Below are 21,348 nucleotides of genomic sequence, written 5' to 3'. Positions count from 1 at the left end.
TTACAGCTCCAGACGATCGATCATCGGCTGCGTGACCAGGCACACCCCCTTCTCGGTGCGGCGGAAGCGATGACCATCCAGTTCCGGATCCTCACCGACGATCAACCCGTCGGGGATGATGACGCCGCGATCGAGCACCACCTTGCTCAGCCGCGCATGGCGGCCGATCTTGCAATATGGCAGGACCACCGCCTCGTCGAGGAACGAGTGGCTGTGCGCGCGTACCCCGGTCGAGATCAGGCTGCGGTGCACGCTGGACCCGGAGATGATCGTGTCGCCCGCCACCAGGCTCGACACCGCCTGCCCGCGACGGCCCTCGATGTCGTGCACGAACTTGGCCGGCGGCGTCAGTTCCGAATAGGTCCACAAGGGCCACTCGCGATCGTACAGATCGAGCTGCGGCACCACATCGGTAAGATCGATGTTCGCCTCCCAATAGGCGTCGACGGTGCCGACATCCCGCCAATAGGCGGCAGGTTCCTCGGGCGAGCGGACGCAGCTGGCCGAGAAGCGGTGCGCATGCGCGTGGCCGTGCTTGACCAGATAGGGGATGATGTCCTTGCCGAAGTCGCGGTTCGACCCCGGCGTCGCGGCGTCGCGGCGCAGTTCCTCGATCAGCAGCCGGGTATTGAAGACGTAGATGCCCAGGCTGGCGAGCGCGATGTCGGGCTGGCCGGGGATCGACGGCGGATCGGCGGGCTTCTCCACGAAATCGACGATGCGATCCTCGCCGTCGACGTGCATCACCCCGAACGCCACCGCCTCCATCCGCGGCACTTCCATGCATGCCACGGTCACGTCGGCACCGCTGTCGCAATGCTGGCGCAACATGATCTCGTAATCCATCTTGTAGATATGGTCGCCCGCCAGGATGACCATGAACTCCGGCGCACTCTCCGCGATGATATCGATATTCTGGTAGACCGCGTCGGCGGTGCCTTCATACCATTGGAACTCGCTGATCCGCTGCGACGCGGGCAGGATGTCGAAGCTCTCGTTACGCTCGGGACGCAGAAAGTTCCAGCCGCGCTGAAGATGCCGGATCAGCGAGTGCGCCTTGTACTGGGTCGCGACGCCGATGCGGCGGATGCCGGAGTTGATCGCGTTCGACAGGGCAAAGTCGATGATGCGGCTCTTACCACCGAAGTAGACGGCTGGTTTCGCACGCGTATCGGTTAGTTCCTTTAGCCGGCTGCCACGTCCCCCTGCGAGAACATAGGCCATGGCGTCACGTGCCAGCGGCTGACTTCTGCGTTCGTCCACCTCAGGCTCTCCTTCCCTGCATCTTTACGATCTGTTCATTCAACGTTAACAGTGCTGTCACACCGTGGACATCAGAAGCCACGGAACATCGAAGTGCGTGCGTACCAACGACCGAACGTTAGGTAAGAGAGAGGATTTCTGATGCATCCCGCTCATCTGCAGCGCTCCTCCGACGGGCTTATCCGCGGCGTCGCGTGTGCGATCGTGCCCTCGCTGTTCGCGTGGAGTGCGATCTTCATGCTGGTCAGCCGCTTCGGCTGAAGCGCGCTCACGCGACCGGATCCCATTCCAGCATCACCGTCGCCAGCGGCGGCAGCGTCACCTCGGCATGGCCGCCGGTCGCGACGACGCCGCCCAAGTTGCCGAGCCCCGAGCCCCAGTAATCATGGGCGTCGGAATTGAGCACTTCGCGCCAGCGCCCATCGTGCGGCAACGGCACGCGGTACGGCATCCGTGCGACCGGCGTCATGTTGACGATCACCGCGATCGGCGATGCGCCGGGCGCGCTGCGCAGCCAGACGAACACCGAATTTTCGGCATCGTCCTGCACCAGCCAGCGGAAGCCCTCCGGCTCGCAATCGCGGGCGTGAAGCGCGCGCTTCTCGCGGTAGAGGCGGTTGAGATCGCGCACCAGCTTGCGCACGCCGTCGTGCGCCGACGAGTTCATCAGATCCCAATCAAGCGCGCGCTCCTCGCTCCATTCGGCGCGTTGCGCGAACTCCTGTCCCATGAACAGCAGTTTCTTGCCGGGATAGCCCCACATCATCGCATAATAAGCACGTAAATTCGCGAACTTCTGCCAATCGTCCCCGGGCATCTTCGTCAGCATCGAACCCTTGCCATGAACGACCTCGTCATGGCTGAGCGGAAGAACGAAGTTTTCGTCGAAGGCATAGACCAGCCCGAAGGTGATGGCGGCGTGGTGATGCTTCCGATGTACCGGCTCGCGCGCCATGTACTTCAGCGTGTCGTGCATCCAGCCCATGTTCCACTTGAACCCGAAGCCGAGCGCGGTACGCGGTGCCTCGTCATAAGCGGGGGCGGAGACGCCGGGCCAGCTGGTCGATTCCTCCGCGACGGTGAAGGTGCCGGGTTCACGGGCATAAAGCGCGCGATTGGCGGCGCGCATGAACTCCACCGCCTCCCAATTCTCGCGGCCGCCCTCGCGATTGGCGATCCATTCGCCGTCCTTGCGCGAGTAATCGCGGTACAGCATCGACGCGACCGCATCGACGCGCAGGCCGTCGACATGATAGCGCTCGGCCCAGAACAACGCGTTGTTGACGAGGAACGCCGACACCTCGCGCCGGCCGAAATTGTAGATCGCGGTGTTCCAGTCCGGATGGAAGCCGAGCCGCGGATCGTCATGCTCGTACAGCGCGGTACCGTCGAAGCGCGCCAGCCCGTGCGAGTCGGTCGGGAAATGCGCCGGCACCCAGTCGAGCAGCACGCCGAGCCCGGCGCGGTGCGCACCGTCCACGAAGCGCGCGAACCCCTCGTGATCGCCGAAGCGCGCGCTGGGCGCGTACAGGCCCGTGGTCTGATATCCCCAGCTCGGATCATAGGGATGCTCGGAAATCGGCATGAACTCGATATGGGTGAACCCCATCGAGACCGCGTAGGGGATGAGGCGCTCCGCCATCTCGTCCCAGGTCAGGAACCAGCCGTTCTCATCGCGCTGCCAGCTGCCGGCGTGCACTTCGTAGATGCTGATCGGCGTACGGCGCGGATCGACCGACGCCCACGCCTCGCGGTGCGCGGCGTCGCCCCATTCATGGTGCATCGGTGCGGTGGTGAGCGACGCGGTTTTCGGGCGCAACTCCGCCGCGAACGCGAACGGATCGGCCTTCAGCGGCTGAAGCACGCCATCCGGCCCGGTGATCGCGAACTTGTAGCCGCGCCCCGCGCCGATATCGGGCAGGAAGATTTCCCACACCCCGGTATCGTTGCGGCGGCGCATGCCGTGACGACGCAGATCCCAGTCGTTGAAATCGCCGACGACCGCCACGCGACGCGCATTGGGCGCCCACACCGCGAAATGCACGCCCTCCGCGCCCTCATGCACGATCAGATGCGCGCCCAGCTTGTCGTGCAGCCGATAGTGCGTCCCCTCGTTCATCAGGAAATCGTCGGTCGGTCCGAGTACGGGACCGAAGCTGTACGGATCGGTCACCCACCATTCCGCCCCGCCGCCTTGCGCAACGTAGCGCAAGGGTTGCGGATCGCCGTCGATCAGCCCTTCGAACAAGCCATTCTCATCGACGCGGCCCAGCGCGCCGAGCGGCTTGCCATCCAGCGTACAGGCAGTCGCGTGTTCCGCGCCCGGTATCCAGATCCGTGCGAACGTGCCCTCCGGCCCGCTGTGCGGCCCGAGCAGCGCGAAGGGATCCTCGTTGGTGCCGTCCAGCAGCGCATCGATCGCGGCGGCGGGGGGCTTCACTTCACGCCCCAGATCTCACGTGCATACTCGCCGATCGTTCGATCGGACGAGAACCAGCCCATGTTCGCGACATTGAGGATCGCGGTGCGCGCCCAACCGTCACGATCGTTCCAGCGCGCATCCACGTCCCGCTGTGCCGCGGCATAGGCGTCGAAATCGGCTGCCACCATGAACCAGTCATGGTCGTACAGGCCGTTCATGAGGTCGCGGTAACGGTCATGGTCATCCGGGGAGAACACTCCTGACGCGATAGCGTTCACCGCCTGCGCCAGTTCCGCCGAATTTTCGATCACCGACCGCGGCGCGTAGCCACCCGCGCGCTTGGCCGCGACCTCGTCCGCGGTCAGGCCGAAGATCACGATGTTCTCCGCGCCGACATGGTCGCGGATCTCGACGTTCGCGCCATCGAGCGTGCCGATCGTCAGCGCGCCGTTCAGCGCGAACTTCATGTTGCCGGTGCCCGATGCCTCCATGCCCGCGGTGGAGATCTGTTCGGACAGGTCGGCGGCAGGCACCATCCGCTCCGCCAGGCTGACGTTGTAATTGGGCACGAACGCGACCTTCAGCAGCCCGCCTATCGACGGATCGGCGTTCACCCGCCGCGCGACGTCGCCCGCCAGCTTGATGATGAGCTTGGCCTGATGATAGCTCGACGCCGCCTTGCCCGCGAACAGCTTGACCCGCGGCGTCCAGTCACGTTCGGGATGGCTGCGGATCTGATCGTAGAGCGCGACCGTCTCAATGATGTTGAGCAGCTGGCGCTTGTATTCGTGGATCCGCTTGATCTGCACGTCGAAGATCGCCGACGGATCGAGCCGCAGCCCCGTTTCGCCACGCAGATGATCGGCCAGCGCCACCTTGTTCGCGCGCTTCACCGCCATGAAGCGCTGACGGAAGCCCGCATCCGCCGCGAACGGCGCCAACGCGGTCAGTTCCTCCGCATCGTCGGTAAAACGGTCGCCGATCGCCTCCTTGATCAGCGCGGTCAGCGCCGGGTTGCATTCCTGCAACCAGCGACGCGGAGTGATGCCGTTGGTCTTGTTGTTGATCCGATCGGGATAGAGGCGGTGGAGATCGGCGAAGACGGTGGTCTTCATCAACCCGGTGTGCAGCGCGGCCACGCCGTTGACGCTGTGCGCCCCGGCAAAGGCGAGATTGGCCATGCGAACGCGCCGCTCGCCACCCTCGTCGATCAGGCTGACAGCGGCGATCGCGCGGTCATCGACCCCGTCGACCGCGCGGGCGGCACGCAGCACGCGGGCGTTGATTGCGTAGACCAGCTGCATGTGGCGCGGCAGCAGCCGCTCGAACAGCGGCAGCGGCCAGCTTTCCAGCGCCTCGGGCAGCAGCGTGTGATTGGTATAGCCGAAGGTCGCCTGCGTGATCTCCCACGCCTCGTCGAAATCCAGTCCGTGATCGTCGAGCAGCAATCGCATCAGCTCTGCGACCGACACCGCCGGATGCGTATCGTTCAGCTGGATCGCGGCACGATCGGGCAGCGTGCGGACATCGCCGAAATACTGGATGTGGCGGCGCACGATGTCCTGGATCGACGCGGAGGAGAAGAAATATTCCTGCCGCAGCCGCAGTTCCTGCCCCGCCGCCGTGGTGTCGTTGGGGTACAGGACGCGCACCAGCGTCTCGGCGCGCATCTGATCCGCCATCGCGCCCTGGAAATCGCCCTGGTTGAACGCGTCGAGCCGGAACGGATCGAGGCTGCGCGCGGTCCACAGCCGCAGCGTGTTGACGCGGCGCCCGCGCCAGCCGACCACCGGCGTGTCGACCGCCAAAGCCTCGACGATCTCGCCCGGCTTCCACGTGACCGCACCGGTCTCGCTGCCGTGCACCTCACCGCCGAACCCGATGACATAGGCGCTTTCGCGGCGACGGAATTCCCAGGGGTTGCCATATTGCAGCCACGTCTCCGGCAATTCGACCTGCCAGCCGTCGTCGATCCGCTGCCGGAACATGCCGTTCACGTAGCGGATGCCGTAACCGTAGGCGGGCAGGTCCAGCGTCGCGAGGCTTTCCATGAAGCACGCCGCCAGCCGGCCCAACCCGCCATTGCCCAGCGCGGCGTCCGGCTCGATCTCCTCCAGCGCGGCGAGGTCGACGTTCAGTTCGCGCAGCGCGGCCGCCACTTCGTCACGCGCCGACAGATTGGCCAGCGCATCGCGCAACAGCCGTCCGATCAAGAATTCCAGGCTGAGATAATAAACGCGCTTCGCCCCGGCGGCATGTGCCGCCTTGGTGGAGACCATCCAGCGTTCGACGATCTCGTTACGGATGGTCAGGATCGTCGCGGCGAGCCAATCGTGCGGAAGCGCCGCCTGTTCGTCCTTGCCGATCCGGTGGACCAGCGTGTCGACGATATTGAGCGCCAGCGGACCCCGCGATGGCACGGTATCGGTCTCAGTCACGGCCCACCCCCCCTTATTTGTATTAGTATACCGATGCCTAGGCGACCCCCGCCGCACCAGCAACGACTTCGTCGTGCCCTGCCCGTCCGCGATACGCCTGCACGTCGAGCGCTGCGCCGAGCAGGAAGGCGTAGACACTGAGCCACAGCCACGTCAGCGCGACGATGATCGCGCCCAGCGAACCATAGGTCGCGCCGTAATTGCCGAAATTGGCGACATAGACGCTGAACCCAGTCGTCGCGATCAGCCACACCGCCGTGGCGGTGACCGTCCCCGGTGTCGCCCAGCGCAACCGCGCGCCATGCCGGTACGGGCCGAAGCGGAACAGCAACGACGCGCCGGTGATGACGATCGTGGCGAGCAGCAGATACGTGGCGATCCGGATCAGCGCGAGCACCACGCCCGGAAACCACGGGATCAACGTGCCGACGAACGCGACCACCGCACTGGCGGCGATGCCCAGGAAGATCAGCACGATACCGCCCAGCACAATCGCAAACGACGTCAGCGTCCAAATGACGAAGCTGCGCTTGTCCTTCACCTCGTAGGCGACGTTGAGCGCGGTCATCATCGCGGTCGCCGCCTTGCTGCCGCCATACAGCGCGATCAGCAACGCGACGATCAGGCCGAGTCCCTTGCGCCCCTGCGACCCCGAAGTGACGATATCCAGCTGCTGACCGATCAGCGCGGCCACGTCGCCCGGCAGCATCGTGAACAGCTCGCGGATGTCCTGCTGCACCGACTGCGCGTCGGCGAACAGGCCGTAGGTGAACACGGTGACCGCGAGGATCGGGGCGATCGAGGAGATGATGTAGAACGCCGCACCCGCGGCGATCAGCCCGAGGTTGTCGTCGTTGGAGGCGGTATAGGCCGCCTTCATCTGGCCCCACCAGTCGCGACGGAAGGCACGCCACAGGTCGGCCGAGGAAAGATCGATCTTCATTACGGAGGCGAACGCAGCGGCGGCGCGGAGGCTCCCGCGAAAACCGTCTTAGCCGCAATCGAATCGCCGCCGGAGGTCGTCCAGGGCTAGACCGTGAAGCTTTCCCCGCACCCGCACGCGCCCTTTGCATTGGGGTTGGCGAACACGAAGCCGGCGGTGAAATCGTCCTCCACCCAGTTCATCGTCGAACCGATCAGGTACAGGATCGAGCCACCGTCGACGAACAACGTGCCGCCCGCCGTCTCGATGCGTTCGTCCATCGCCTGCGCCTCGGTGACGTAATCAACCGAGTAAGCGAGCCCGGAACAGCCGCGCCGCGGGGTGGACAGCTTGACGCCGATCGCCCCCTCCGGCGCCCTGGACATCAGATCGGCGATCCGCGCCTCCGCGGTCGGGGTGAGCAGCAGCGGCGCGGGGCGCGCACGGAGCGTGGTGGCCATCACAGCATCCCCAGTTCAAGGCGGGCATCGTCGGACATCTTCTGCGGATCCCATGGCGGATCCCAGACCAGGTTCACGTCGGCGAAGGCGATGCCGGGCACCGCCGCGACGCGCATCTCGACTTCGCCCGGCATCGATTCGGCGACCGGACAATTCGGGGTGGTCAGCGTCATCGTGACCGCGGCATGGCCGTCCTCGGTCACCTCGACGCCGTAGATCAGCCCGAGATCGTAGATGTTCACCGGAATCTCGGGATCGAAGATGTCCTTCAACGCGTCGATCACCGATTCGTACAATACGCCGCCCGGTTCGTGCGCGGCATCGCCAGCCGCCGGCTTCTGCGCAAGGAAGCCCGAAAGATAGTCACGCTGCCGCTCCGTGCCGGTATCGACCGCATCGGACACCTGCGCACGCGGCGGCTTGTCGACCGCGTCGACCGTTTCGCTCCTGACGAACTCACTCATCCGAAGATCCTCTTCACTCGATCGATGCCGGCCGCGAGCGCCGCCACGTCATCTGGCCCGTTATAGACCGCGAAGCTGGCGCGCGCGGTCGCCTCCACGCCCAGCGCCGCCATCAACGGCTGCGCGCAATGATGCCCGGCGCGGATCGCGACCCGGCTTTCGTCCAAGATGGTGCCGATGTCGTGCGGATGCACCCCCTCCATCACGAACGAGACAATCCCGGCGCTGTCGTCCGGTCCCAGCACGCGGATTGAACTGACCCGCGACAGCGCGGCGCGCGCCTCCGCGACCAGCGCGGTTTCGTGCGCGTGGATGCGGTCGATGCCGATGTCGCGCACATAATCCACCGCGGCGGCAAGGCCGAGCGCACCGACGATGTGCGGCGTCCCCGCCTCGAACCGGGTCGGCGCGGGGGCGTAGGTGGTCCGTTCGAACGACACGCGGTCGATCATCGATCCGCCGCCCTGATATGGCGGCATGGCATCGAGCAGTTCCGCGCGCGCCCACAACACGCCGATCCCGGTCGGGCCGTAAAGCTTGTGCCCGGAGAAGACGTAGAAATCGCAGCCGAGCGCCGCGACGTCCACCGCTATGCGCGGCACCGCCTGACAGCCGTCGATCAGGATCTTCGCGCCGACGCCGTGCGCGATCTCGCTCGCCTTCGCGACGTCGAGGATCGAGCCGAGCACGTTCGAGACATGCGCGAGCGCGACCAGTTTGTGCTGCGGGCGGATCATCGCGGCCATCGCGTCGAGATCGATGCGGTGGTCGGCGGTCAGCGGGATCACGTCGATCGCTGCGCCGGCCCGCTCCGCCACCATCTGCCATGGGACGATATTGCTGTGATGTTCGAGCATCGACAACAGGATACGGTCACCGGCCTTCAGGTTCACAGCGGCATGGCATTGCGCCACGAGGTTGATCGCCTCGGTCGCGCCGCGCACGAACACGATCTCGTCCGCCTTCGCGCCGATGAAGCTCGCCACCGTCCGGCGCGCGGCTTCATAGGCCAGCGTCATGTCGGCCGACCGCTGGTACACGCCGCGATGCACGGTGGCGTAGGTGGTGTCGTAACCGCGCGCGATCGCATCGATCACCGCCTGCGGCTTCTGCGCGGTGGCGGCAGTGTCGAGATACGCCCAGCCAGCGGGGATCGCCGGGAAATCGGCGACCCTGTCGAGCGGGCGATCGGCGGCGGGGGCCAGCGCGGTCATGCGCGGGCGTCCGCGCAGCGCGCGCGGAAGTTGACAAAGCTCACACCACGTCGCGGCTGGAAACGTGCCCCCGATGTCACCGTCGCGGAACGGCGGCGCAGCGGGAATGCGACATCCGGCATGGCAGCGGACCATGCCACCGCGGGAGCGTGCAGGACAGCGCTCACAACGCGCTCTCCAGCCACGCGTCCGCATCGGCGGCGAAGGCATCGCGAACCGTTTCGTCCGCAATCCGGTCCAGCGCGTCGGCGACGAAGGCACGGGTCAGCAGCGCCTTGGCACGCGGCGCGGGGATGCCGCGGCTCTCCATGTAGAACAAGGCGCGCGCATCGAGTTCGCCGACCGTCGCGCCATGAGCGCACTTCACGTCGTCGGCGAAGATCTCCAGCTCGGGCTTCAGGTTCACCGTGGCGGTGCGATGGAGCAGCAGCCCACGCAGGCTCTGTTCGCCATCGGTCTTCTGCGCATGGCGCGCGACCTCAACCGCGGCGGCAAGGCTCGCCTGCGACTGGCCCGCCGCCACCGCGCGCCACAGCTGGTGCGACTGGCCGTTCGGTTCGGCGTGGCGGACGCGCACCGCGCATTCCTGCTTCAGACGATCGCGGGTAAGCAAGGCACCGCCATATTCGGCATAACCACCCGCACCCGCCAGCGTGATCGCAGCGTCGATGCGCGCGCCCTGATCGCCGGCGACCAGCATCGTGCCGACCAGGCTGGCCCCCTCGCCCAGTTCGGCCTCGTCGCGGATCGAGACGAAGCCGCCGGCCTGCGTCATCCGGACCGCGCGCATCAACCGCGCGGCCCTGCCCAGCCGAATGCGCGTGTTGCGGTTCGACCAGCCCGCGCCGACGAACGTCTCGACGATCTGCGCCGAGGTGTCGTCGTCCAGCACGATCTCGGCGGCGAGGTGGTTCTCCCCTCCGGTGGCGATATGCACGACCTGCACGGGGTGAGCGACCGCCTGTTCGGCAAGGTGCAGCGACCAGCCGTGGCGCGCGCGGTTGCCCAGCGGATGATCGCCGGGCGTCAGATCACCGACGGTGACGCGGTGCAGATCGCTGGCGGCGTGATCCAGCACGCCGTCGACGAACAGCAGCTTCGCGCCGGGCAGATCGAGGAATTGCGCATCGGGGCGGGCGATGGGCGCAAGCGCGGCGGCGGCAGCGATCCCGCCGAGGTCCGCCCATCGCCATGCTTCCTCGCGGGTCGAGGGAAGGTCCAGGGTCACGCGGCAACCTCGGCATAGCCCTGCCGCTCCAACTCGTGCGCCAGTTCCGGTCCGCCGGTGCGCGTGATGCGGCCGTCGGCGAGGACGTGGACACGATCGGGCTGCACGTAATCGAGCAGCCGCTGATAGTGGGTGATGAGCAGCACCGCCTTGGTCGGCTGGCGCATGATGCGGTTGATGCCGTCGCCGACGATGCGCAGCGCGTCGATGTCAAGGCCGGAGTCGGTTTCGTCGAGGATCGCGAACGCGGGATCGATGATGCCCATCTGCACCATCTCGTTGCGCTTCTTCTCGCCGCCGGAGAAGCCGACGTTGACCGGGCGCTTGAGCATGTCCTGCTGGAGGCCCAGCGCGTCGGCCTGCGCGCGGGCGATCTTCAGGAACTCGGCGCCCGACAGCGGCTTCTCGCCGCGGCTGGCGCGTTGCGCGTTGAGCGATTCGCGCAGGAACTGGACGTTCGAGACGCCGGGGATCTCGACCGGATACTGGAAGCCAAGGAACACGCCGGCGGCAGCCCGCTCGTGCGGTTCCTTGTCGAGGAGATCCTCGCCGTTGAACGTGACGCTACCGGCGGTAACTTCGTAGCCGGGGCGCCCGCCGAGCACGTAGCCGAGCGTCGACTTGCCCGCGCCGTTCGGGCCCATGATCGCGTGGATCTCGCCCGCGTTTACTTCGAGCGAAAGGCCCTTGAGGATTTCCTTGCCGTCGATCTCGGCGTGGAGGTTTTCAATCTTGATCATACTGCATACGCTCTCTTAATTCTGATCTGCCGCCGCAACTCGAGATAGAGCAACGCTGTCGACGGAAGCGCCAGCATCCTCACGATTCATCTCCCAGTGGCCCATCCTTTGGCGAGCCTTGAGGAACTCAGTGACAGCGGCACTACGTCGAGACTTGCACGCCGTAAGAGCATGTCGCGCCACCTCTTCAGGATCAGCCTTGATTCGGTTTTCAGAAGCACGTTTCTTTACGCATTCGGAATAGGCATCTAGCGGGTTCAGTACCGCAACACTTGAATTGCCGACGGCAAGAAATAGCGTGGCAAGAAGCAAGCTCATCACCCGACGCTGCCCTCAAGGCTGATCCCGAGCAGCTTCTGCGCCTCGACCGCGAATTCCATCGGGAGTTGCTGCAGCACCTCGCGCGCGAAGCCGTTGACGATCAGCGCGACCGCCGCCTCGGCATCCAGACCGCGCGACATCGCATAGAACAGCTGGTCCTCGCTGATCTTCGACGTAGTCGCCTCGTGCTCGATCTGCGCCGACGGGTTCTTCACCTCGATATACGGCACGGTATGCGCGCCGCACTGATCCGACAGCAGCAGCGAGTCGCATTGCGTGAAGTTGCGGACGTTCTCGGCGGTCGGCGCGACGCGGACGAGGCCACGGTACGTGTTGTCGCTGCGCCCGGCGCTGATCCCCTTCGAGACGATCGTCGACTTCGTGTTCTTGCCGAGGTGGATCATCTTCGTGCCGGTATCGGCCTGCTGGCGGTTGTTGGTGACCGCCACCGAATAGAACTCACCGACCGAGCCGTCGCCCGCCAGCACGCACGACGGATATTTCCACGTGATCGCACTGCCGGTCTCGACCTGCGTCCACGACACCTTGCTGTTGCGGCCCTGACACAGCGCGCGCTTGGTGACGAAATTGTAGATGCCGCCGACGCCGTTCTCGTCGCCGGGGTACCAGTTCTGGACGGTCGAATATTTGATCTCGGCATCGTCGAGCACGACCAGCTCCACGACCGCCGCATGGAGTTGGTTTTCGTCGCGCATCGGCGCGGTGCACCCCTCCAGATAGCTGACGTAGCTTCCCTTGTCGGCGACGATCAGCGTGCGTTCGAACTGGCCGGTATTTTCCGCATTGATGCGGAAATAGGTCGACAATTCCATCGGGCAACGCACGCCCTCGGGAATGTAGACGAAGGTGCCGTCGGAGAAGACCGCGCTGTTGAGCGTCGCGAAGTAATTGTCGCGTTGCGGCACGACCTTGCCCAGCCACTTGCGGACCAGATCGGGATATTCGCGGATCGCCTCGCTGATCGAACGGAAGATCACGCCCGCCGCCTCCAGTTCCTTGCGGAAGGTGGTGGCGACCGACACGCTGTCGAACACCGCATCCACCGCGACGCGGCGCTGCGGGGTCTCGCCGTCATCGACGCCGGCGAGCATCTTCTGCTCCGCGATCGGGATGCCGAGCTTTTCGTAGACGCGCAGGATCTCGGGATCGACCTCGTCCAGCGAACCCAGCTTCGGCTTCGCTTTCGGCTCGGCGTAATAATAAGCGTCCTGATAATCGATCGGCGGCACGTTCAGCTTGGCCCAGTCGGGCGCTTCCAGCGTCTGCCACAACGCGAATGCCTTCAGCCGCCAGTCGAGCATCCATTGCGGCTCGTTCTTCTTGGCGGAGATGTAGCGAACGGTGTCCTCGCTAAGCCCCTTGGGCGCGAAATCCTGTTCGATGTCGGACGAGAAGCCCCATTCATAGGTCTTCGCGACGGCGGCGTGCGCTTCGGCGTTCTTCGTGGCCATGATTATGCCTCAACCTTCATCTGCTGCGCCATCGGCGCGTCTGCGGCGAGTTGCGCCAGCGTGATCCCCGCCAGCGCGCCGCGTACGGCATGGTTCACCGCATTCCAGTGCGGCTTCACCCGGCAATTCCCCTCGATCGCGCAATCGTGCGTGGCGGCGTCGACGCATGAGGTGAGCGCGATCGGCCCCTCGACCGCCTCGACGATGTCGGCCAACGTGATCGACGCCGGGGGACGCGACAGGCGGATGCCGCCGCCGGTGCCGCGCGCGCTGTCGATCAGCCCCGCCGCCGCCAGCCGGCTGACCAGCTTCTGCGCGGTGGGCAGCGGCACGCCGGTTTCCTCGGCGAGCACGGTGGCGTTCTGCCGCGCCAATCCGCCGCAATGCCGCGCGGCCGCGCCGAGCAGCACCACCGCGTAATCGGTCAGGCTCGATAATCTCATGCTTTGCGACGCATCTGTTGCGAGCCACTCTCAAATCGGATCGAATCGTTCCGATTGGCAGATGGCGGCTCGCACAGATGAAATCAACCGCCCCGGGGCGCTCGCGAAAAAAGAGCCCGGCATTGCTGCCGGGCTTTGAAGGAAAGAGACTTCCAACCGGAAGCCCTTCGGGTCGCCATGCCGCTATGACGCGGATTCGGCGCGAAGGATTGGATGGATGCGACGCCGTTCGCGACAAAACTTACAATTCATCCGCGCTTGATCTTGCCCGATGGCGGCGCGAAACGCAGATCATCATGACCGACCTTCTTTCCCGCCTTGCGCGAACGCTCGATCCCGAAACCGCACATATTCTGGCGATCCGCGCGCTGGGCGGATGGGGAACGGCGCGCGCACCGATGGCGCGGCCCATGCCGCGACTGGCGATGCGCGTGGCCGGCATCGACTTCCCGAACCCGGTCGGGCTGGCGGCGGGACTGGACAAGGATGCGCGCGCCGTCACCGGGTTGATGGCGCTGGGGTTCGGATCGGTCGAGGTCGGCACGATGACCCCACGCGCGCAGCCCGGCAACCCCCGGCCACGGTTGTTCCGGCTGGCGGAGGACCGCGCGGTCATCAATCGCATGGGCTTCAACAACGGGGGGCTGGACGCCGGGATCGCGCGCGCCGCCGCTGCCGATCGGCGTGGTGGGGTGCTGGGCATCAACGTCGGCGCGAACAAGGACGCGACGGACCGCGTGGCGGATTACGTCGCCGGGGTGCGCGCCGCCGCACCGGTCGCCGATTACGTGACGATCAACGTCAGCAGCCCGAACACGCCGGGGCTGCGCGACCTGCAGGAGGGCGCGGCGCTGGCCGAGCTGCTGGCGGCCTGCATGGACGTGCGCGGACACACGCCGCTGTTCCTGAAGATCGCGCCCGACCTGGACGCCGCCGGGATCGACGGCGTGGCGCGCGCGGCGATCGACCAGCGTGTCGACGCCCTGGTGATCGGCAATACCACCATCTCACGCCCGGCACTGCGCAGCGCGCATGGCGGCGAGACCGGCGGATTGTCCGGCGCGCCGCTGCGCGGGCTGGCCGCGCGCAAGCTGGCCGAGATCCGCGCGGCGACCGGCGCGCAGGTGCCGTTGATCGCGGCGGGCGGGATCGACAGCGGCGCGGAAGCCTATGCACGGATTCGCGCGGGCGCGAGCCTGGTCCAGCTGTATTCGGCACTGGTCTACGAAGGGCCGGGATTGCCGCGCCGGATCGTCACGGAACTGACGGCGTGCCTGAAGCGGGACGGGTTCGCGAACGTCGCGGCGGCGGTGGGCGCGGGCTGAGTTCACGCCGGCGGGCACCGCGTCACAGGCGGGAGGAGCGCGTCCGACGACGTTACGGTTTGCGTAGCGCGTTCAAGCCGATAGGGTCGGCGCGATGACCAGACTGCTCCTCCGTTTTTCCGCCGTACTGCTGTCGCTGGCCCCGGCCCCGGTCATGGCGCAAGGCGTCGTCTCCGCCGCCGATCCGCGCGCCAGCGCCGCGGGACAGGAGATGCTGCGCGCCGGTGGCAGCGCGACGGATGCCGCGATCGCGATGGTGTTGGCGCTGGGCGTGGTCGAGCCGCAGTCGAGCGGCGTGGGCGGCGGCGGCTTGCTGGTGCATCACGGTGGGCGAACGGGGTTGTTCGACACGATCGACGGGCGCGAAACCGCTCCCGCCGCCGCGCGCGCCGATCGGTTCCTGGCCCCGGACGGCACGCCGTTGCCGTTCGTGCAGGCATGGCCGGGCGGCTATTCGGTCGGCGTGCCGGGCACGCTGCGGCTGGCGGAAGCGGCGCACCGCAATTGGGGCCGGCTGCCATGGGCACGACTGTTCGAACCGGCGGTGCGGCTGGCGGCGGACGGCTTCGTCGTCAACGCACGGCTGGCGGCGTCGCTGAAGCAGGTCGCGCCGGTGTGGAAGGACTTTCCGGCGATCCGCGCGCTCTATTCCATCGACGGGCGCGCGTTGCGGGAAGGCGACACGTTCCGCAACCCGGCGCTGGCGGCGTTCCTGCGCCGCGTCGCGGCCGAGGGGCCGGAGGCGTTCTACACCGGCGACAATGCGGCGGCGGTCGCCAGAACGGTCAGCGATGCGCCGCGCAACCCGGTGGCAATGACCGCCGCCGACCTTGCCGGGTACAAGGCGAAGCAGCGCGCCGGGGTGTGCGGCCCGTACCGCGCCCGCTCGATCTGCGGCATGGGGCCGCCGTCGTCGGGCGGGGTCACGGTGCTGCAGATCCTGGGGATGATCGAGCGCTTCCCGATCGCGCGCTGGGGCAAGGACGATCCGCGCAGCTGGCATGTGATCGGCGAGGCGATGCGGCTCGCCTATGCCGACCGCGATCGGTATCTGGGCGATCGCGACGTCGTGGCGGTGCCGCTGGCGGGGATGATCGACCCGGCGTATCTGCGCGCGCGATCGGGGCTGATCGACGTGCGCCGCGCGCGCGGTCGCTACGAGCCGGGGGTGCCGCCGGGCGCACGCCCGCGCACGCTGGCACCGTCGGGCGAGGTGGCCGGAACGACGCACTTCGTCGCGGTGGACGACGCGGGCGACGTGGTCAGCTGGACCAACACCGTCGAAAGCGCGTTCGGCAGCCAGCTGACCGTCAACGGTTATATCCTGAATAACGAACTGACCGACTTCAGCTTCGCGCCCGAACGCGATGGGCAGCCGGTCGCCAATGCGGTCGCGCCGGGCAAGCGACCGCTGTCGTCGATGGCGCCGACGATCACCTACGATACGCGCGGCAAGCCGGTGTTCGCGATCGGCGCGGCCGGCGGCCGGACGATCATCATGCAGGTCGTGAAGGCATTGGTCGCGCATTTCGACTGGGGCCTGTCCGCGCAGGATTCGATCGCGCTGGGGCAGGTGTTCTTCGATCGCGACGGGCTGGTCCTGGAACAGGGCACCACGGTGGCGGCGGCGATGCAGGCACCGCTGGAACGGCTGGGCCACCATGTCACCCTCGCGAAGCTGGGGCTGAAGGCCAATGCGGCCGAGAAGCTGCCCGAGGGTCGCTGGATCGGGGCCGCCGACCCGCGCAGCCCGGGCAATTCGTTACAGCAATAACGACCACGACAGGCGGCAGGGACATGCCGCGGGAGAGGATATGCGCCGGCTCGAACATTTCCCCAATCTGGTCACGATGTTCTTCACGCGCGCGGCGGAGCGGGGGGAGGCGCCGTTCCTGTGGCGCAAGCAGGACGGCGCATGGGTGGCGACCAGCTGGCGCGAGGCGGCCGAGACGGTCGCGCGGCTGGCCAGGGCGCTGACCGCGATCGGGCTGGAGCGCGGCGACCGCGTGATGCTGGTCGCCGAAAACCGCCCGGAATGGTGCCTGTCGGATCTGGCGATCATGGCCGCAGGCTGCGTGACGGTGCCGACCTACACTACCAACACCGAGCGCGATCACGCGCACATCATCGAGAATTCGGGCGCCAAGGCGGTGATCGTCTCGACGCCGAAACTGGCCAAGGCGCTGATGCCCGCGATCCTGCGTTCGATCCGGCCGCAGATGCTGATCGGGATCGAGCCGATGCGGCTGGGGCAGGCGGTGATCGACATCCACGACTGGCAGACGCTGATCGACGGGCAACCCGCCGATGTGGCGGCGGTGGCCGATGCCGCCGCCGCGCTCCGCCGCGATGATCTGGCATGCATCATCTACACCAGCGGCACCGGTGGCGCGCCGCGCGGCGTGATGCAGCATCACGGCGCGATCCTGCACAATGTCGCGGGCTGTGCGACCGCCGTCAGCGAGGATCTGGGCTGGGGAGACGAGGTGTTCCTGTCGTTCCTGCCGCTCAGCCACGCCTATGAGCATACCGGCGGGCAATTCGTGCCGATCGGCATGGGCGGACAAATCTATTATGCGGAGGGTATCGAGAAGCTGGCCGCCAATATCGAGGAGGTTCGCCCGACGATCATGTTCGTCGTGCCGCGCCTGTTCGAGGTGCTGCGCACCCGCATCTCCAAGGCGATCGAGCGGCAGGGCGGGCTGTCGGCCAGGTTGCTGGCCGCGGCGCTCGACATCGGCGCGAAGCGCAACGCCGGCGGGCTGCGGCTGGTCGACCGTCCCCGGGCATTGCTGGTCGATGCGGTCTTCAAGCCGAAGATCGCGCGAAAGTTCGGCGGGCGGATGAAGGCGATGATCTCCGGCGGTGCACCGTTGACGCCGGAGGTCGGCGTGTTCTTCCAGTCGCTCGGCATCACGTTCCTGCAAGGGTATGGCCAGACGGAAGCGGCGCCGGTGATCTCGTGCAACCGCCCCGCGGCGGGCGTCACGATGGATTCGGTCGGGCCGCCGCTTTCCGATACCGAGGTGCGGATCGCGGAGGACGGCGAGATCCTGGTGCGCGGCGAACTGGTGATGCACGGTTACTGGCGCAACGAGGCGGAAACCGCGCGGGTGCTGAAGGATGGCTGGCTCCACACCGGCGACATCGGCGAGATCGACGGGGGCGGCCGCATCCGGATCACCGACCGGAAGAAAGATCTCATCATCAACGACAAGGGCGAGAACGTCGCGCCCCAGAAGGTGGAGGGGCTGCTGACGCTCCAGCCCGAGATCGGACAGGCGATGATCGCGGGCGACCGGCGGCCGCACATGGTGGCGGTGCTGGTGCCCGATGCGGAATGGCGCGCGGAATGGGCGGCGGCGAACGGCCGGCGCGGGCCGGTGAGCGACGACGATCCCGCCTATCGCGGCGCGTTGCAGGCCGCGGTCGACCGCACCAACGCGATGCTGTCCGTCACCGAGCGGGTACGCCGCTGGATCGTGGCGGACGAACCGTTCGCGATCGAGAACGAACAGCTGACGCCGAGCATGAAGATCCGGCGGCATGTGCTCAAGCAGGTATATGGCGCGCGGCTGGACGGATTGTACGGGGCGAGCGGGTAGGCGCCGGCCGTCACCCCTGGGCAGGCAGGGGCGACGGCCTACTTGGTTGCCGCCGCCGCCCCGGCCGTTGCGCCTCCACCGGCCGCCGCGCCCTTCGGCACCACCGCCATCGTCCAGTCCTTCTCCGGCTTCAGATATTTCGCCGCGCTTGCCTGCAGCGACGCCGGCGTGATCGACGTCATGTCACCGACCAGACTCTGGCTGGCCTCGATCCGCTTGGGATCGAAGGTGCCGCCGCTGGTCTGGAGCAGCCAGAACTGGTTACCCGACGAGGCACGCGCCATATATTGCAGCATCGGCACGATCGTGCGGCGCAGCTCGTCCTCGCTTACCGGGGTGGACACCAGCTCCGCAGCGATCTGGCGGGACAGCTGGAAGAACAGCGGCACCTTGTCCGGCGCAACCTTGCCGATCGCGATCAGACGGCCGCCGCCGGGCTGGCCGACCGGCCACTGGCTCTGCGCGCTGGGCGAGTAGCTGGCGCCCGCGACCGAGCGCAGCCGGTCGAACAGCCGGTCCGCGAACACCGCCGCCAGCACGTCGAGCCGGCGCTGTTCGGCGTGGTCGACCGATCCGCCGCCGGTAGGCCACGCGATCACCGCCGCGGCCTGATTCTCGTCGCCGTCATGGGTACGCATCACCGGCTGCCCGACATGCGCGGGGAAGCGCACCGTGGGGGAGCGCGGGTCGTCGGCGCGGCGCGCTTTGAGCGCGCCGAAGCTCTTGCCGATCGCGGCGATCGCCTCATCCGCCTTTACGTCGCCGAAGACGTCGACCTCGATCGGGCCGGTCGCCAGCAACGGCTGCCACAATTTACGGAACGCGCCCGCATCCAGCGCCTCGATCTGCGCCAGCGTCGGCACGCCCCAGCGCGGGTCGCCGTCACGCAGCAGCCCTTCCAGATCGCGCGCCAGCACGCCATCGGGCGACGAGGACAGGCCGGCATAGCCCGCCAGCATCGCCGCGCGCGCACGCGCCACCGGTGCCTTGTCCCAGCGCGGGGCGGCCAGCTTGGCGGCCATCAGCGTCAGATTGTCGGCATAATCGCCCGGCGTCGTCTGCGCGCCGAACAGGAACGAATCGTCGCCGATGTCGAAATCCAGCCCGATCCGCCGCCCGGTGGTCAGCTGGTCGAGATCGCTCTGGTCCAGCTTGCCGATCCCGCTGGCGACCAGCGCATTGTCCCCCGCCCACGCCGGCGTCGGCTTGTCTGACGGCAGCGCCTGATACCCGCGGCCGAAGCGCACGCGGAGGTAGACGCGTCCCGTTTCGGACGCATTGGGATAGATCAGCGCACGCACGCCATTGGCGAACGTCACCTGCTCCATCGGCGGATCGCCGATGCGGGCCTGCGCCACCGTCTTGCCGGGCTGACCCAGCTTCGGCACGCGCGAGAAATCGACCGCCGCCTGTTGCGTGCGCTTGCCCGCCAGCTTCGACACATCGGCCTTCATCGCCGCCGCCAGCCGCGCCGCCGCGCCGGCATCCGGGGTGCGGGTGTTGACCAGCGCGCGGTTCGCCTCGCCCTTGAACAGGCGATTGGTTGATTCGATCATCGCCGCCGGGGTGAACATCCCCTTGGTGCGGGCCTGTTTCAGGATCTCGTAGCTGGTCTGCGGCCCGGCCACCGTCTCGCGGATGTCGAGCGCGCTGACCATGTCGTCGGCCTGCTTCGCACCCGCCTCCACGCGCGCGGTATCGACGTCGTTCTTCATCGCCGCGTCGAATTCGGCCAGTTCGCGATCGATCTCGCCCTGCGTCGGCGGGTTGGCCATCGCATCCGCGATCACCGCGCGCACGTCCTTGAGCGCCGCTTCCCAGTCCGCGCCGATCGGCACGACATTGGTGAAGGTGCCGTTGGCCGAACGCGACACGTCGTCGAGGTTGACCGACGCCTGGAGGAAGCTGCCCCCGGCCCGCGCGCGCGTTTCCAGCCGCCGGTTGATCAGCCGCATCGCCAGCTGGTCGACCATCCGCTTCTGGTTGAAGACCATCGTGTCGCTCTGGTATTTCCACGGGCGCAGCACCGCGGTGGCGACGATCGCGGGCAGCGAGGGTTCGGCGATCGTCCCGGCGATCGGCTCACCCGCCTTGGGCGTGCCGAAATCGGGATCGGCGGGGTTCGCCCCCTTGCCCTGCCATCCCCCGAAGTTCTTGACGACCAGCCGCGCCGCGACGTCGGGATCGATGTCGCCCGATATGATGACGACCGCGCGCGACGGGCGATACCAATGATCGTGGAAGGTCTGCACCGCCGACGGGGTCGCCGCCGCCAGCGTCTTGATCGTGCCGATCGGCGAGCGATTGGCGAGCGGCTGCCCGGCAAAAAACGTCTCACGCAGCGCATCGCCGTAACGGACCTGCGGCCCCGGCGCCTCGCGCTGTTCCGCCAGGACCGCCGGCCGCTCGGCGGCCAGCCCGGCATCGGTGATCGCCGGGGCGGCCATCATCCCGGAGAAGATCTTGAGGCTTTCGTCCAGCTTCACATCGGTCGCGCCGGGCAGGTCGAGCTTGTAGACGGTCTGGGTCGGCGTGGTCGATGCGTTCGAATCGCTGCCGAAGGTCGCGCCGAACCGCTGCCACACCCGCTTGGCCTCCCCGTCGGGGACGTATTTCGAGCCGCGGAACGACAGATGCTCGATCAGATGCGCGAACCCTTGTTCGGCGTCGGTTTCGTAAAGCGAGCCGGCGTCGATCCGCACGCGCACCGCCACCTGCCCCGGCGGGACCGAATTGCGGCGCACCGCATAGCGCAGCCCGCTGGGCAGCGCGCCGAAATGCCATTGCGGATCGGGCGGGATGTCCGAATCGGCGAACAGCCACGGACGCGTATCGACCGCGATCGGCGCGGCGGCCTGCGTCGGCACGGCCTGGGGCACGACGGGCCGGGTAGCGGCGGGACGGGCCGGCGCCGCGCGGCGTGCGCGCTGCTGCGCGGGGAGCGGCAGCGCGACGGAGACGAGCAGGACGGCGAGGAGCGGCTTCGCGAACGCGCGCGAGGAAAATAGCATGGGGCAAGTGTAGGGACTG

At 67.2% G+C, this 21,348-nt stretch carries 16 protein-coding genes; 3 read left to right on the top strand and 13 right to left on the bottom strand.

All coding sequences use genetic code 11. The features are described from left to right. The 12 genes from glgC to ASE95_RS08275 all read right to left on the bottom strand — a co-directional run bounded on the left by glgC (position 1) and on the right by ASE95_RS08275 (position 13,388). A complete protein-coding gene (glgC, locus tag ASE95_RS08325) occupies positions 1-1,263 on the bottom strand; it encodes a glucose-1-phosphate adenylyltransferase (RefSeq protein ID WP_082450013.1) in 1,263 nt (420 codons plus the stop codon). A 268-nt stretch (positions 1,264-1,531) separates the two neighbouring features. Further along, entirely contained in the window at positions 1,532-3,703 is a 2,172-nt protein-coding gene (gene glgB, locus ASE95_RS08320) for a 1,4-alpha-glucan branching protein GlgB (protein WP_056634383.1), read from the bottom strand. Next, the gene (locus ASE95_RS08315; protein WP_056634380.1) at positions 3,700-6,123 is read right to left on the bottom strand and encodes a glycogen/starch/alpha-glucan phosphorylase; all 2,424 of its coding nucleotides are present in this window, start codon (positions 6,121-6,123) and stop codon (positions 3,700-3,702) included. Before ASE95_RS08315 ends, glgB begins: the two co-directional genes overlap by 4 nt. A gap of 37 nt (positions 6,124-6,160) precedes the next feature. Further along, positions 6,161-7,066 carry a YihY/virulence factor BrkB family protein gene (locus tag ASE95_RS08310; RefSeq protein ID WP_056634378.1) on the bottom strand — a complete coding sequence of 302 codons (906 nt, stop codon included), beginning with the start codon at positions 7,064-7,066 and terminating at the stop codon, positions 6,161-6,163. A gap of 86 nt (positions 7,067-7,152) precedes the next feature. Then, entirely contained in the window at positions 7,153-7,506 is a 354-nt protein-coding gene (locus tag ASE95_RS08305) for a HesB/IscA family protein (RefSeq protein WP_056634377.1), read from the bottom strand. Then, a complete protein-coding gene (locus ASE95_RS08300; RefSeq protein WP_056634374.1) occupies positions 7,506-7,970 on the bottom strand; it encodes an SUF system Fe-S cluster assembly protein in 465 nt (154 codons plus the stop codon). Before ASE95_RS08300 ends, ASE95_RS08305 begins: the two co-directional genes overlap by 1 nt. Continuing rightward, positions 7,967-9,184, bottom strand: coding sequence for an aminotransferase class V-fold PLP-dependent enzyme (locus ASE95_RS08295; RefSeq protein WP_056634371.1), 1,218 nt, complete (start codon positions 9,182-9,184; stop codon positions 7,967-7,969). The genes ASE95_RS08300 and ASE95_RS08295 overlap by 4 nt, the downstream gene beginning before the upstream one ends. Before the next feature lie 163 nt (positions 9,185-9,347). Then, on the bottom strand, positions 9,348-10,412 hold the full coding sequence (locus ASE95_RS08290; protein WP_056634366.1) for a SufD family Fe-S cluster assembly protein: 1,065 nt from the start codon (positions 10,410-10,412) through the stop codon (positions 9,348-9,350). Then, positions 10,409-11,152, bottom strand: coding sequence for a Fe-S cluster assembly ATPase SufC (gene sufC / locus ASE95_RS08285; RefSeq protein ID WP_056634363.1), 744 nt, complete (start codon positions 11,150-11,152; stop codon positions 10,409-10,411). Before sufC ends, ASE95_RS08290 begins: the two co-directional genes overlap by 4 nt. A 15-nt stretch (positions 11,153-11,167) precedes the next feature. Continuing rightward, positions 11,168-11,470, bottom strand: a complete 303-nt coding sequence (locus ASE95_RS17615; RefSeq protein WP_156347937.1) for a hypothetical protein — start codon at positions 11,468-11,470, stop codon at positions 11,168-11,170. Continuing rightward, positions 11,470-12,945: a Fe-S cluster assembly protein SufB gene (gene sufB / locus ASE95_RS08280; RefSeq protein WP_056634360.1), complete on the bottom strand. Its 1,476-nt coding sequence runs from the start codon at positions 12,943-12,945 to the stop codon at positions 11,470-11,472. Before sufB ends, ASE95_RS17615 begins: the two co-directional genes overlap by 1 nt. 2 nt (positions 12,946-12,947) lie before the next feature. Next, positions 12,948-13,388: an RrF2 family transcriptional regulator gene (locus ASE95_RS08275; RefSeq protein WP_056634358.1), complete on the bottom strand. Its 441-nt coding sequence runs from the start codon at positions 13,386-13,388 to the stop codon at positions 12,948-12,950. A gap of 296 nt (positions 13,389-13,684) precedes the next feature. Here ASE95_RS08275 and ASE95_RS08270 point away from each other — a divergent pair, with 296 nt between their 5' ends. The 3 genes from ASE95_RS08270 to ASE95_RS08260 all read left to right on the top strand — a co-directional run bounded on the left by ASE95_RS08270 (position 13,685) and on the right by ASE95_RS08260 (position 18,318). Continuing rightward, positions 13,685-14,713, top strand: a complete 1,029-nt coding sequence (locus ASE95_RS08270; RefSeq protein WP_056635997.1) for a quinone-dependent dihydroorotate dehydrogenase — start codon at positions 13,685-13,687, stop codon at positions 14,711-14,713. A gap of 94 nt (positions 14,714-14,807) precedes the next feature. Beyond that, on the top strand, positions 14,808-16,487 hold the full coding sequence (gene ggt, locus ASE95_RS08265; RefSeq protein ID WP_056634356.1) for a gamma-glutamyltransferase: 1,680 nt from the start codon (positions 14,808-14,810) through the stop codon (positions 16,485-16,487). Between the two features lie 40 nt (positions 16,488-16,527). Beyond that, a complete protein-coding gene (locus ASE95_RS08260; protein WP_056634353.1) occupies positions 16,528-18,318 on the top strand; it encodes an AMP-dependent synthetase/ligase in 1,791 nt (596 codons plus the stop codon). 38 nt (positions 18,319-18,356) lie between these two features. Here ASE95_RS08260 and ASE95_RS08255 read toward each other — a convergent pair whose 3' ends face one another. Then, positions 18,357-21,329: a M16 family metallopeptidase gene (locus tag ASE95_RS08255; protein ID WP_056634350.1), complete on the bottom strand. Its 2,973-nt coding sequence runs from the start codon at positions 21,327-21,329 to the stop codon at positions 18,357-18,359. Positions 21,330-21,348 lie beyond the last annotated feature (19 nt).

Origin of the sequence: Sphingomonas sp. Leaf231 (assembly GCF_001421995.1) — a bacterium.
Classification (GTDB): domain Bacteria; phylum Pseudomonadota; class Alphaproteobacteria; order Sphingomonadales; family Sphingomonadaceae; genus Sphingomonas.
This window is presented reverse-complemented; position numbering and strand designations above follow the sequence as displayed.